This window comes from Variovorax sp. GrIS 2.14 (assembly GCF_046115955.1).
Lineage (GTDB): Bacteria > Pseudomonadota > Gammaproteobacteria > Burkholderiales > Burkholderiaceae_C > Variovorax.
The window spans coordinates 252,508-266,311 of record NZ_JBJXIA010000002.1 but is presented as its reverse complement, the minus strand read 5'-3'; the positions used below and the strand labels follow the sequence as shown (position 1 = coordinate 266,311).

At 65.7% G+C, this 13,804-nt stretch carries 10 protein-coding genes and 1 riboswitch; all 10 genes read right to left on the bottom strand.

Annotation, left to right across the window (positions count from 1 at the left end; genetic code table 11):
- Positions 1-32: 32 nt before the first annotated feature.
- Positions 33-1,190, bottom strand: a complete 1,158-nt coding sequence (locus tag RCH10_RS04985) for an ATP-binding protein (protein WP_409051528.1) — start codon at positions 1,188-1,190, stop codon at positions 33-35.
- On the bottom strand, positions 1,190-5,044 hold the full coding sequence (gene cobN / locus RCH10_RS04980; protein WP_409051527.1) for a cobaltochelatase subunit CobN: 3,855 nt from the start codon (positions 5,042-5,044) through the stop codon (positions 1,190-1,192). The genes RCH10_RS04985 and cobN overlap by 1 nt, the downstream gene beginning before the upstream one ends.
- An 18-nt stretch (positions 5,045-5,062) precedes the next feature.
- Positions 5,063-6,124, bottom strand: coding sequence for a cobalamin biosynthesis protein CobW (gene cobW, locus RCH10_RS04975; protein ID WP_409051526.1), 1,062 nt, complete (start codon positions 6,122-6,124; stop codon positions 5,063-5,065).
- Positions 6,125-6,181: 57 nt separating this feature from the next.
- The gene (cobO, locus tag RCH10_RS04970; RefSeq protein ID WP_409051525.1) at positions 6,182-6,754 is read right to left on the bottom strand and encodes a cob(I)yrinic acid a,c-diamide adenosyltransferase; all 573 of its coding nucleotides are present in this window, start codon (positions 6,752-6,754) and stop codon (positions 6,182-6,184) included.
- A gap of 11 nt (positions 6,755-6,765) precedes the next feature.
- On the bottom strand, positions 6,766-8,079 hold the full coding sequence (locus RCH10_RS04965; RefSeq protein ID WP_409051524.1) for a cobyrinate a,c-diamide synthase: 1,314 nt from the start codon (positions 8,077-8,079) through the stop codon (positions 6,766-6,768).
- A gap of 192 nt (positions 8,080-8,271) precedes the next feature.
- A riboswitch (cobalamin riboswitch) is annotated at positions 8,272-8,537 on the bottom strand.
- Positions 8,538-8,744: 207 nt separating this feature from the next.
- Positions 8,745-10,010: a CynX/NimT family MFS transporter gene (locus RCH10_RS04960; protein WP_409051523.1), complete on the bottom strand. Its 1,266-nt coding sequence runs from the start codon at positions 10,008-10,010 to the stop codon at positions 8,745-8,747.
- Between the two features lie 62 nt (positions 10,011-10,072).
- The gene (gene pbpC, locus RCH10_RS04955) at positions 10,073-12,310 is read right to left on the bottom strand and encodes a penicillin-binding protein 1C (RefSeq protein WP_409051522.1); all 2,238 of its coding nucleotides are present in this window, start codon (positions 12,308-12,310) and stop codon (positions 10,073-10,075) included.
- Positions 12,311-12,335: 25 nt separating this feature from the next.
- Positions 12,336-12,725: a nuclear transport factor 2 family protein gene (locus RCH10_RS04950; RefSeq protein ID WP_409051521.1), complete on the bottom strand. Its 390-nt coding sequence runs from the start codon at positions 12,723-12,725 to the stop codon at positions 12,336-12,338.
- Positions 12,722-13,111: a DUF4345 family protein gene (locus RCH10_RS04945; protein ID WP_409051520.1), complete on the bottom strand. Its 390-nt coding sequence runs from the start codon at positions 13,109-13,111 to the stop codon at positions 12,722-12,724. The genes RCH10_RS04950 and RCH10_RS04945 overlap by 4 nt, the downstream gene beginning before the upstream one ends.
- Positions 13,112-13,229: 118 nt before the next feature.
- A complete protein-coding gene (locus RCH10_RS04940; protein ID WP_409051519.1) occupies positions 13,230-13,736 on the bottom strand; it encodes a hypothetical protein in 507 nt (168 codons plus the stop codon).
- Between the last annotated feature and the right edge of the window lie 68 nt (positions 13,737-13,804).

Genomic DNA, 13,804 nt, shown 5'->3' with positions numbered 1-13,804 from the left:
GCGCCCGGGGCGCACGAGGCGGCTACGGGGGCTCAGGCTTTTTTTGATGGCCATCCTCCAACGCCGGTCACGCGTGTGGTGGTTTCAGGTCGTGGCGGCAGGGCACCCCAGTCGCCGATCGGCGCCCCCGTGGCCAGGGCGTCGGGTGATGCACGTTCGGGGTCGGGACCGGGTGCCGTGGACGCAGCGTGGCGATCGTCTGCTTTGTGCTCGGACGGGGCGCGAGACGCCGCGGGTAAGGGGAGGGCATGTGCCTTGTCACCACGACGGTGCGCCAGTGCCAGTTCAGCCACCGCGTCGACATCGAGCGTCGTCACCTCGTCACGGCTTTCAAAGGCCGCCAGTGCACGCGCCGCCCGCAGCATCACCAGGTCGGCTCGCATGCCATCGACCCCGGCCGCCAGCGCGCAGGCCGCAGCATGGTGCAGCACCGCATCCGACCACGCCAAGCGCGGCAACGCAGCACGTGCCGTGGCGACAGCATCGACCAGACGGGCCTGCTCACCAGCATGTTGTTCGACCAGACCGTGCGGATTCTCGTCAAAGCCCAGGCGCGCCCGCACGATCGCCGTGCGCAGCGCAGCATCGGTTGGATTGGCCAGCGAAACGGACAAACCAAACCGGTCCAGCAGTTGAGGGCGCAACTCGCCCTCTTCCGGGTTCATGGTGCCGACCAGCACGAAGCGCGCGGCATGCTGACGTGAGATGCCGTCACGCTCGACGGTGTTGACACCACTGGCCGCGACATCGAGCAAAGCATCGACCAACGCATCGGGCAGCAAGTTCACTTCGTCGACATACAGCACGCCGTGGTGGGCCCGCGCGAGAAGGCCCGGGGCCAGACGAAGTCGGGCATCGCGCAGCACGTCTTCGACGTTGAGCGTGCCGACCAGCTGCTCGACAGTGGCCGACAGCGGCAGCGTGACGAAGGGTGCTGGCAACTTCGCCGGCGTCGGAGGCACCAGTGCCGCCAACGCACGCGCTGCCGTGGACTTGGCGGTGCCACGCGGACCGCTGATCAGCACCCCGCCGATACCGGGGTCGATCGCGGCGAGCAGCAAAGCGCGCTGCAGCAACGGCTGGCCGACCAACGCGCTGAAGGGGAAGGTCGCGCGGGTGGCGGATTCGACGAGGCAGGCATTCGAGTCGGCAGTCGGCCCGGCAATCGGTTCGGCAGAGTTCAATGTCATCAGAGCGGCCCTTCGCCGTGTTCTTCAAGCCGGCGCTCCAGCGCCAGCAGGTGGTGTTCGATCCGCTCGCGCTGGTCGCCAGGCTCGGCCCACAGGCCACGCCGCATTGCGTCGAGCAGCCGCTCGCCGATGCCGCGCAGCGCTAGCGGGTTGTGTTGCTGCAGAAATTCGCGCGTGATGTCGTCGTGCAGGTAGGCATCGGCCACCAACGCGAATTGGTGGTCAGCGACCACACCGGTGGTCGCGCTGTAGGCGAACAGGTTGTCCACCGTGATGGCGATCTCTGAAGCACCCTTGTAGCCGTGGCGACGCACGCCTTCCAGCCACTTCGGGTTGACGGCGCGCGAACGGACCACGCGTGCCACCTCTTCGCGCAGCGTGCGAATGCGCGGCGAACCCGGAACGCTGAAGTCGCCGTGGTACAGCGCTGCCGGGGCGCCTGACAGGTGCTGCACGGCTGCCGCCATGCCGCCCTGGAACTGGGCGTGGTCGGCAGCGTCGAGCACATCGTGCTCGCGGTTGTCCTGGTTGTGCAGCACCGCATCGAGTTGCGCCAGTCGCCGCTCGAACGGCGCGCGGGCCGCGACGCCATGGTCGCCCTGGCCATAGGCAAAGGAACCAGCCTGAACGTAGGCCTGGGCAATATCGGCGCCATCTTTCCAGTCGCCACTGTCCAACACCTCCTGCACACCGACGCCGTAGCCGCCGGGGCGCGGGCCGAACACGCGCCAGGTGGCCTGACGTTCCGCTTCGTCGGCCGCCTGGCCGGCCGCCAGGGCAGCCGCCGCTTCACGCTGGACGCGGGCACGAATCGGATTCACGTCATCTGGTTCGTCGTCTTCGCTGATGGCGGCGACGGCACGCACTGCCGTGTCGAACAGATCGATCACGTTGGGGAAAGCATCGCGAAAGAAGCCCGACACGCGCAAGGTCACGTCGACGCGGGGCCGGTGACGGATGGCCATTGGCAGCACTTCTACGTCGACCACCCGTGCACTGCCATCGGCCCACTTGGGCCGCACACCCAACAACGCGAAAGCCTGCGCCACGTCTTCGCCGCCGGTGCGCATGGTGCTCGTGCCCCATACCGACAGCCCGACCTCGCCGGGCATCGTGCCGTGGTCCTGCAGATGGCGTTCGATGAGCCGTTCGGCGGCGGCCGCGCCCATGGCATAGGCCGTGGGTGTCGGCACGGCGCGGGTATCGACGCTGTAGAAATTGCGCCCCGTCGGCAGCACGTCGGGCCGGCCACGCGATGGCGCACCGCTGGGGCCGGGCGGCACGAAGCGACCGGAGAGTCCGCGTAGCAACTGCGTCATCTCTTGCGGCCCGCAGGCGTCGAGCCGGGGAAGCAGTACTTGGCGCAGGCGTTGCAGCACCGGGGCGGTGTGTGGCCAGGCTGTGGCATCGAATGCCTCCGGATCGGCCTTTGGTGTAGCTTGATCGGACATCACCTGTTCGGCCACCAGACGCGAGGCCAGCCTTTCCAGCCGTTCGCGTGTGTGTCCGGCATGACGCCAGACATCGTCGCTGAGCTGCTGCAGCGCCGGCGGGCGCGGTCCCTGCCACGGCGCGGCCCAGTCCGGGCCGAGCACGTTGAACCCGTCCACCCCGTCGAGTGCCAAGTCTTGTGCCAGCGCCAGCAGCAGACTTTTCTGACCCGCCACCGTGCCTGCTGAAAAGCGCGCTAGCGCGACCAGCGTGTCGATGCGTTGCCGACCCTGTGGAGAGCTGCCGAGGGTGTGCAGGCCGTCGCGAATTTGCGATTCCTTGATCTCGCAAAGATAAGCGTCCAGTCCCTTCAACAGGCTGTCGCGCGCGGTGTCGTCTGCCGGCCGGGCAAAGCCCAGCTCCTCGTGCAAGCCTTCCCGCAGCGTGCGTTCGAGGATGTCCTCACGCAGCCGCCGCGCGCGCCGCGGGTCGAGCGACAAGGCCTCGTAGTACTCGTCCATCTGGCGCTCGATCTGCTGCAGCGGGCCGTAGGTCTCGGCGCGCGTCATGGCCGGCATCAGGTGGTCGATGATCACGGCCTGGGTGCGTCGCTTGGCCTGGCTGCCTTCGCCGGGGTCGTTGACGATGAAGGGGTACAGGTGCGGCAGCGGGCCGAGGATGGCATCGGGCCAGCAGGCTGCGCTCAGCGCCACGCTCTTGCCGGGCAACCATTCGAGGTTGCCGTGCGTGCCGACATGCACCATCGCATCCACCGCGAAGGCGCGACGCAACCAAAAATAAAACGCCAGGTAATGGTGCGGTGGCACCAGCTCGGCGTCGTGGTAGCTGGCCGACAAATCCATGTCGCGTCCGCGCGCCGGCTGGATGCCGACGAAGACATGGCCAAAGCGCAGACCGGCGATGGTGAAACGACCGCTGCGCAGCGTGGGGTCCTGTTCCGGCGCGCCCCAAAGGGCGTTGACGGCAGCGCGGCTGTCGGCTGGCAGCAAAAGAAAGTCTTCCAGGTAATCTGCCATGGCGAAGCTCTGAGCGGCGGGCCGGGCGTCGTTGGCGACACGGTCGTTGGTGATGCCGCGCAACAGCGAAGCGATCAGCGCGTCACCGCTGGCCGGCAATTCTCCTGTGGCGTAGCCTGCCGCTTGCAGCGCATGCAGCACAGCCACGGTCGAGGCGGGCGTGTCGAGCCCCACGCCGTTGGCAATGCGTGAATCGTCGATCGGGTAATTGGCCAGGATCAGCGCAATGCGCTTGTCAGCATTGGGCTTTTCGCGCAGCACGCACCAGCGGCGTGCCAGTTCGGCCACGAAGGCCATGCGCTCGGGTTCGGCTTCGTAGCGCACCACATCGAGTTCGGTGCGTTCGCAACGCCAGGCCATGCCCTTGAAGCTGATGGCGCGCGTAAGGATGCGGCCGTCGACCTCGGGCAGAACCACCTGCATGGCCAGGTCGCGCGGCGCCAGACCGTGTGCGTCCGCCAGCCACTGCTCATGCGAGCAGCCGGCGGTGATAAGTTGCAACACAGGGGCATCGCCGGCCAGGGTCGCGGACGCTGCATTCGCATCTCTTTCATCGCCCAGATCGCTGCCGTCGATCGACGCGGTGGCAAAGTTGGTCGCGTTCAGCACGATCGCCACGGCGTGTTCCGCGACCAGCGCTTGCACTGCGGCATGGCTTTCAGGGTTCTTGAGGGAATCGACGGCAAGAGCCACTGCGTTAAGGCCGGCGGTGGCCAGCGCTTCCAACATCACATCGAAAACCGCCGTGTTGCCGGCGAGCAAATGGGCGCGGTAGAACAGCAGGAGGGCCACGGGCGCGCCCGATTTCCACGGTGTGCGGCTGGTGATGGCCTGGGGCTCGTACCGCACGGCGCTGGGCAACGGCACCGGCACCGGCGGCCGCCCGCCCAGGCCGAATGCCGCATGGGCGATCAGCGAAAAAAAGGCCTTTGCGTTGTCGCGCCCGCCTTCGCGCAGGCAGCGCCACAGGTGGCGGCAATCGTCTTGCTGTGCGGTGCTGCGGATCAGTAGTTGCGCGTCCTCGAAGGCATCACCCGAGAACATCGCCAGCCACTGGCCCCGCTCGCGCGCCAGCGACATCGCACGTTCCACCACGTAAGCCCAGTCGCTGGGGCTGCCGAGGTGGTCGATCACGATCACGCGGGCATGGCGCAGCACGTCGTCGACGTACATGTCGACGGAGGCTGGCTGGCGCAGCCACATCAGGTTGGCCAGGCGAACGCTGGGGTAGTCGGGCCCGAGCTGGGCGGCCACATCGGCGAGCAGCGAGAGCGTGGTGTCCGCCGCGCTCAGCACCACGATCGAGGCGGGCGTCTGCTCGACGCGCACGACGCCCTGGCCACCGTCTTCAACGTGGCCGCCCGGGCGTGTGGACATCAGGTGCATGAGAGTCCTTGGGTGATTTCAGGAATGAACGCTGGCCGACAGGTCGCGGTCCAACTCGGCCTGCAGCACTGCAGCGTTCAGACCGGCGCCGATCAGCACCAGGCGCGACTGGCGCATCTCGTCGCCGCGCCACGCACGGTCGAAGTAACTGTCGAAGCGCGTGCCCACGCCCTGAATCACCAGTCGCATGGCCGCACCGGGCAGCGAGACAAATCCCTTGACGCGGTAGATCTCGTGGCGTCCGACCAGGTCTTGCAGCACCGTCAGCAGCCGCGCCCGATCGAGCACCTGCAAATTCACCGAGACGGAATCGAAGGCATCGTGGTCATGGTCTTCTTCCGCGTCATGGTGCGTCTTGCGTTGGTCGATCACATCTTCGACCGCACGCTCCAGGCCCAGCAGCACGCCCAGGTCGATGCGGCCATGCTGGGCATGCAGCAGCTTGACGCCCGGCGCTGTCTCCAAGCGGATGGCAGCTTCGACGACGGCCAGCGCGGCAGTGTCCATACCGTCGGTCTTGTGCACGATCACCAGGTCGGCGGTAGCGAGCTGGTCTTCGAACAACTCGTGCAATGGCGAGTCGTGGTCCAGGTTGTCGTCGGCGCGGCGCTGGGCGTCAACCGCCACCGGATCGTCGGCGAAGCGGCCGGCCGCCACGGCAGGCGCATCCACCACCGCGACCACGGCATCGACGGTGAAGGCGTTGCGCAACGCGGGCCACTGGAAGGCCTGTACCAGCGGCTTGGGCAACGCCAGGCCGGAGGTCTCGATCACCAGGTAGTCGATCTGGTCGCGGCGGGCAGCAAGCTGCTCCATGACCGGGGCAAACTCTTCCTGCACGGTGCAGCACAAGCATCCGTTGGCCAATTCGAACAACTGGCCGTTGGGCGCGCCGGTCTCGTCGCAGCCGATGCCGCAGCCTTTCAGCAATTCGCCGTCGATGCCTAGCTCGCCGAACTCGTTGACGATCACTGCGATGCGCAGGCCTTGGGCGTTTTGCAGCAGGTGACGCAGCAGAGTGGTCTTGCCACTGCCGAGAAAACCCGTGACGATGGTGGCGGGGATCTTGCGGGATTGCATGGGCGATTCCTGAATGGGCTGAGTGAGCGTAGAGAAGTCAGGCGAGCGACGAAGTGACTAGTCCTCGATGCCGCGTTGTGCCGGCACACCTGCCTTGAAGTGGTGTTTGATCAATGCCATCTCGGTCACTGAATCGGCGATGTCGATCAGTTCCTGCGGCGCATTGCGGCCAGTGAGCACCACATGCACATGCGATGGGCGCTCGCGCAGGCAGGCCAGCACCGGGTCGAGCGGCATCCAGCCATAGCGCAGCGGATACATGATTTCGTCGAGCACCACCAGGGAGTGCGCGCCGGCTCGCACTGTGGCCTCGGCACGAGCCCAACCCGCGCGAGCGAGTTCGGCCGAATGTTCCAAGTCGCGGCTCTTCCAGCTAAAGCCGTCGCCCAGACCTTCAATCGGCATGCCCAGTTGCTCGAATAAGCGGTGCTCGCCAAAGCGCGCCGTGGGCACTTTCATGAACTGGTAGATCTTGACTGTTTCGCCTTGGCCGGCAGCGCGTAGCGCGAGCCCGAACGCGGCTGTGCTCTTGCCTTTGCCGGGGCCGGTGTGCACGGTGACGCGGCCTTGCGACGCACCCTGTGGTTGTTGAGTGTCGTGCAAGGGCTGCGGTGCTCGCTCGGTGGACATTGGAGACAAGGTCAAGGTTTGAACAACGCGGCGATGGCCAGTGGGTTGCTCGGGAAGTACAGGTGCATGAACGAAGCGAACAAGCGGCCTTGGTGGAATACGGCTTCGGGCCGACCATGCTGGCGCTGAGCCACGGTGTACAGCGTGGCCGGCAACGTTGTCGCAATGCGTCCATGGTGGAAGGTATGACCGCGCACCTGGCCTTGAGGCAGCACCAGGCTGTGCATGCCGAGATTGACGAGCCGGTCGGTCATGACGCCCTGGCCGGGTAGCAGGCCCATCATCGGCGAGCTGTGCCCTGCCTTGTCGCTGAGCGTCTCAAGCAGTGCCAGCATGCCGCCGCACTCTGCGACCAGAGGCCGGCCAGCAGCGTGGTGCGCATGGATGGATTGGCGCGCGGCGGTGTTGTTCGCCAACGCCTGCAAGTGCAATTCTGGATAACCGCCGGGCAGGTACAGCGCTTGAGCTGCAGTCGGCACCGGCTCGTTGGCTAAGGGCGAGAAGAAGCACAGCTGTGCGCCCAAGGCACGCAGTGTGTCTAAGTTAGCGGGGTATAGAAATGAAAAGGCAGCGTCTCGCGCGATGGCAATCGTGGTGCCGCTCAGCAGTGCAGGGAGCACCAGATTGTCCGAGGCGAGCGGTGCCTCGAACTGAACAACTGGCGGGATGGGCAACTCCCCGTTCTCGCCGAGCGCCAGTGCGGCAGCTGCAATCCGCTCGGCCATGTCACCGACTTCTGCAGCCTGCACCAGCCCTAAGTGACGCGCGGGCAACCCGTAGTTTCCGCCACGCGGCAGCGTGCCATACCAGGTCATGCCGGCAGGCAAGCTTTCCCGCAACATCTGCGCATGGCTCGAGCTGCCGACTCGGTTGGCCAGCACGCCGATCAGTTGCAGGCCGGCTCTGTAAGTGGCAAGCCCGTGCGCCACGGCACCGAAGGTTTGCGCCATTGCCGAGGCATCGATCACGGCCAACAGCGGCAGGCCGAAACGCAATGCGAGATCAGCACTCGACGGCGTCCCGTCATGCAAACCCATCACGCCTTCGACCAGGATTAGATCGGCCTGAATGGCGGCGTCGTAGAGCAATTCAGCACAGTGCGCTTCGCCACCCATCCATAGGTCGAGCTGCTGCACTGGCGCGCCGCTGGCGCACTCCAGCACCATTGGGTCGAGAAAGTCTGGGCCGGTTTTAAACACCCGCACGCGGCGGCCTCGGCTGCGGTGCCAGTGCGCCAGCGCGGCAGTGACCGTGGTCTTGCCTTGGCCCGAAGCCGGGGCAGTGATCATCAGCGCGCGGCAGGACACGGCAGTGGCTGTGCTCATCCCGTGACCTTCGTTTGCACGGGGACAGCATTTCGGACCATGCGTAGATGCATGGCGTCGCCATCGCCCACAAACTGGCGGAGCAGCGTCACCTCAAGCGACCTGAAAGGGAAATGAATGATGATGGAAACACCGCACTGGACATGCTCGCCCGCTTCCCCGCAGGCATGCACCGCACGGCGCATCATTCGCATGACGCGCCACCTCATTGGCCGGTATCCGGGCTGGCGAAGACGACCCGTATTCCCTTCCCGGGCCGTCGCTTTCGCGGCGTTCACCTAGTGGGCACTTAATACGAGCTGCAAGCACTAGGCTTGCGTCCGCTTACCGTTGCGGGGGCAGCTCAGGTTCGGGCGCCGAAGCACGTCCACTCAGACATACACGGCATCCCATCCTGATTCCCGTTGAACTGCTTTGACCTGAAAACCAAAGCGAGCACCAACCGTTAAATTATAGGGGAGCCTGCCTTGGTGACCTCACCCAAACGGCCCACCGAGCGCGCCCCAGCCTGATCCTGTCCAGGCCTCCGTGACAGATGCTCCCATCCCCTGCAGCGCCAGGTCGTGGATCTCAAGGGGCAGCGCAATGCTCATGCGGTCATACGCTTCAAAGCAACGCCCAGCCGATTCTTAAAAAATCGCCGGCATCGACACCCGCACCGCGCTCTAGCGACTGCCGCCCAGCGCTGGCACCGTCACCGCCCCCACATGCAGCGTGCGACCCGCACCCAGCCCGGCCACCACCAGCGCCACGCCGAGCCCCACGAACAGCCACGCCGCCGCCGCGAATCCGCCGGTCCACCCGCGCAGCAGACCCACCAGCAGCGGGCCGAGGGCCGCGACCACATAGCCCACGCCTTGCGCCATGCCCGACAGGTGCGCCGCCACATGTGCATCGGGCGAGCGCAGCACGATGAAGGTCAACGCCAGTGCAAATGAGCCGCCTTGCGCAACGCCGAGCAGCACGGCCCAGACCCAGATGCCCGACAGCGGCGCCAGCAGGCAGCCCAGCATGGCCGCGACGATGAGCACGGCCAGCACCACGGCCACGCCGACCTGATTGCGGAACTTGACTGCGATGGCCGGCACGACGAGGCAGGTGATCACCTGCGTGATGATCGACAGCGACAGAACGTAGCCTGCTGCCGCATCGCCAAGGCCACGCTCCCTCAGGATTGGCGCGAGCCAGCTCATGACGATGTACGCGAGAGCCGATTGCAGTCCCATGAAGAAGGTGACCTGCCACGCCAGCTTGTCGCGCCACAGGCCACGCACGGTGTAGGCAGCTTCGCTGGCGACCGGGGCCAGCGACCATGCTTGCGGCGCCCACAGCAGGGTGACCACGCCGGCCGGCACGGCCCACAGCGCCAGGGCCCAGGTCCATCCACCGCCCATGGCATGTTCGAGCGGCACGGTAAAGCCGGCTGCGGCAGCGGCACCGCCACAGACCGCCATGGTGTAGAGCCCCATCATCAGCGCGGCCTGCTTTGCGAAGTCGCGCTTGACCAGGCCCGACAGCAGCACGTTCGACACCGCGATGCCAGCGGCCGCGATGGCCGATGCGACGAACAGCAGCCCGACACTGCCGCTGCCGCGCAGCAAGGTTCCGATGAAGATCAGCGCCATGCAACCGAGCAGCGTCCGCTCGGTGCCGAAGCGGCGGCCCAGCGATGGCGCCAACGGCGCGAAGACGCCGAGGCAGACCACGGGCAAGGTCGTCAGCAAGCTCGCTGCGGTGGACGACAAGCCGGTGGCAGCGATGATCTCGGGCAGCACCACCGAGAGGCTCGCAAACACCGGGCGCAGGTTGAACGCGATCAGCACGACGCTGAGGCCGAGCAGCAAGCGACTGGAGCGGGTGATGGCAGGGGTGGGGGATGGTGCCGGTGCGTTGTCGCACTCGGCATCGATCAGCAGGTCGACGGAACTCATTGCTTCGATTAAAGCGCACGCGACGAAGTCCGTCCGGACAGCGGCCCAGGCACTGCAGCGGCTCAGCGTTTCGGTGCGGGTGAAATGACGCCGGCGCCGCGTACTTCAAGCTTGATCTCGTCTTGCACCTTGCCGGCCGCATCGACCAATTGAATGGCGTGCCGTCCCGGCCAAGGCAACCATTGCGCGCTGGCACCGCGCGCAAACGGCTTGCCGTCGATCTGCCAACGCAGGCCCGAGCCTTCGCCCGCTCCGCTCTCGAAGCGCACGCGCTGGCGGTTCGGCGGGATGTCCGGGTCGAGGGCGATGATGGTGCCGGTCGATGGTGACGTGATGCGTGCGGAGCCACCGTCGCGCCCCGACTTTCCTGGGGCCGAGTCGAGCGCGAATTCGGCCTGCTCGGTGCCTTGCAGAAACCACTCGTCGCGTGCCGCTTCGAGCAGCCCGCCGTCGTTGCCGTTGCCGTTGCCGCTCCCGAACGTCACATGCGTGCGAACGAGACCGGTCGGTGGCGCCGGCGCGCGGCTCGGTTCGTTGGCATGGAGGAAGCGCATCACCTCGGCCCACACCGGCGCCGCGCCGCTGGTGCCGCTCACGTCCCACATCGGCGCGCCGCTCGCGTTGCCGACCCATACGCCGACGGTGTAGCGCTGCGACCAGCCGAGTGCCCAGTTGTCGCGCATGTCTTTGCTGGTGCCGGTCTTCACTGCTGTCCAGAAGCGCGTCGACAAAATGCTGTCGAGCCCGAAGGTCCGTGCCCGCGCGTTGGCGTCGGAAAGGATGTCCCCCACGATAAACGCCGCACCCGCATCGACCGCGCGCACGGCTTGCACCTCTTCTGTTTTGCTCCTTCCCCCGCTAGGGGAAGGAAGGGATGGGGGCAGCCCCGCCACGATGCGAATCTCCCCGAACCGCCCCCCGTTCGCCAACGTCCGATATCCGTTGGTCAACGCCAGCAACGACACCTCCGCACTCCCCAACGCCAGGCTGTACCCGTAGTAGTCGCCGCTCTGCTTCAACGGCACGCCCGCGACACGCAGTTGCCGCGCGAAGGCTGCCGGCGACACCATGACAAGCGTGCGCACTGCCGGCACGTTGAGCGATGCAGCCAGCGCGGTGCGCACCGACACCGGCCCCTTGAATTGCCGGTCGTAGTTCTGCGGGATGTAGAGTCCGCCGGCCGTGGCGATCTGTGCCGATGAATCATCGAGCAGCGATGCGGCGGTGAGCCGCCGCTCGGCCAATGCTTCGGCATAGAGCAGCGGCTTCAAGGTCGAGCCCGGCTGCCGCTGCGCTGTCACGCCGTCGACCTCCGCTGCCTGGCTCAACACACCCGACGAGCCGACCCATGCGAGCACATCACCGTTCGCGTTGTCGAGCACGACGAGTGCGCCGTCTTCGACATGGCGTCCGCGCAGTTCGCGCAAGTGGCGTTGTAGCGAGGTGAGCGCAAAGCGCTGCAACGGCGCCCGCAAGGTGGTCGTAATTTCGTCTTTCCCCCGCTCCCTCAATACTCTTCGCGCCAGATGCGGCGCAATCCCCTCGTTCGAATCGAACGCCCGCTTCTGCAACGCCGCACTAGCGAACATGTCCATCGCTTCGCAATCCGACTTGCTTCGCTCCGGCTCCATCACACGCAGTACTTCGCAAGCGCGTTGCGCCACGACGCCCGGCTTCGCGTTCGGAGCCCTCACCAACGCCGCGGCCACTGCCGCCTCGCGCGCATCGAGCCCGTGCGGCGCCTTTCCGAACAGCGTGCGCGAGAGCGCATCGATCCCGACGATCTCGCCGCGAAACGGCACGGTGTTGAGGTACGCCTCCAGCACCTGGTCTTTGCGCCAACTGCGTTCCAGCTTCGCCGCAGCCACCGTCTGCCCGACCTTCTGAGAGAAGCTGCGCCCGCTGCTCGAACGTCGCAGGTCGTCGTCGAGCAGGCCGGCCAATTGCATGGTGATCGTCGAGGCGCCGCGCGTTTTCGTGTTCCACAGATTGCCCCATGCGGCCGACGATGCCGCTCGCCAGTCGACCCCGCTGTGTTCGTAGAAGCGCTTGTCTTCGCTCAGCACCATGGCGGTACGAAGGGCGGGCGATACGGCGTCGAGCGTGATCCATTGCCCGCGTCGCACGGTCGGATCGATGCGCACCCGTTGCAGTAGTTCGCCATGGCGATCGAGCACGGCGACGTCGGATGAGCGGAAGTCGCGCTTCACTGCATCGAAGGTCGGGACCGCAGCGGCCGTTGTGACTGCCGCCAACATGCACAGCAGCGCAGCGAGCGGTCTGGCGATGGTGGCGCGCATGTGAATCCGGGCGGGTATTCGGTGGCTATTGCTTCGCCTGTAGCAGGACGCCCATCTTCTGGTGAATCAGGTTGATCGCCTTGAGTGGCCGCAACATCACCTTGAACTCGACGATCTTTCCCTCGTCGTTCCACTTGATCATGTCGACGCCGTTGACCGCGATGCCATCGATGTTCACCTCGAACTCCAGCACCGCATCGTTCGGCCCCACCACTTCGCGGACGTAGCGGAACGTTTCGTTGAAGAACACGTGAAAGGCGGCGGACAGGTACTGCGCCGTGACCGCTTTGCCGGCCTGCGGTGTGTGCACTACGGGCGAGTAGAAAACGACGTCGTCTGCCAGCAGATCCTTCAGCCCTTTGGTGTTGCGAGTCTTGACCAGATCGTGCCAAGTGGTGAGCGTTGCATGTGTCATTTGGAGCCGATGTAGTGTGCGATCGCGATGATGAAAGGCAGGACCAACTCGGGGATGAGATAGCCCAACCAGACGGCCGTCGGCTTCGGCAGGCCGACCTTGCTGATGGAGACGAGTCGACCCACGCCAGCCAGCAACACGCCGAGCGCGAGCAGGTACACGAGTGTGTCTTGCTGGCGAATGGTGATGGCGGCCCACAGGCTGATGACGCCAGTGGAGAAGTACACGCCCGCCATGAACCGGTGAACGTTGTCCAGCCGCGGTGACGTGTCGGGCTGGCCTAGAAACATTTGCAGGGTACCGCCAAAAAGGGCGATCGCCGCGACGAGAAAGAGGCAGACCCGAACCACGAGTTGGCTGGCAAGTAGCGGGTCGCTGGCAGTCATGGAGCAGTCTTTCGAAGGGCCAGCCGTTTTAGTTCACCGGCTTGCCGAACGCAAGCGGGCAGCGCTGGACGCTGCACCGCTTGGTTGCCTATGTCGCCGCCCCTGCAGCGGCGCGAACTTAGTTCGTGCTCGACGCGGAGAGTGGACGCGCCAGAGCCATTTGGGCAGGCGTCAGCGTCTCAGTCGAGACGATCGTCAACGAGTCGTTCGATTGCGAGACCTTGCCGGTCTTGGGCACCAGCGTGCCGGTGACGGAATCCGGGAAGGTATACATCGCGCCGCTGACCGGATCGACGGCCAGCATGCCGATCAGTCCACCGAACAGGATGTTGCCGATGTACCAGCCACTCACTGCGCTGGTCAGCGTCACCTCTTGTGGCGCGAAGCCCTCCTTGGCCAGGGAGACCACGTAGGTTTCCGACTTGAAGTAGCCCGCGCCGCGGTTGAGCGTCACTGTGACGGGGGTCGTTCCGGTGTGGATCTTTTCGCCGGCACGGTTGGTCACTGAAACATTCGCTCCAGGCGGAACGCTGTTCAGCGTGATGCTCTGGGTCTTGCCATTGAAGATGCTCGCGCAGCCCGACAAGGCAAGCAGGGCCATAGCGGCCACCAAGGTCTTTTTCATTTCTCACTCCCTTTTGTTGAAGGAGCGAGCCTAGTTCGCCCCTTCACCGTCACAAAGGAAGCGATGCC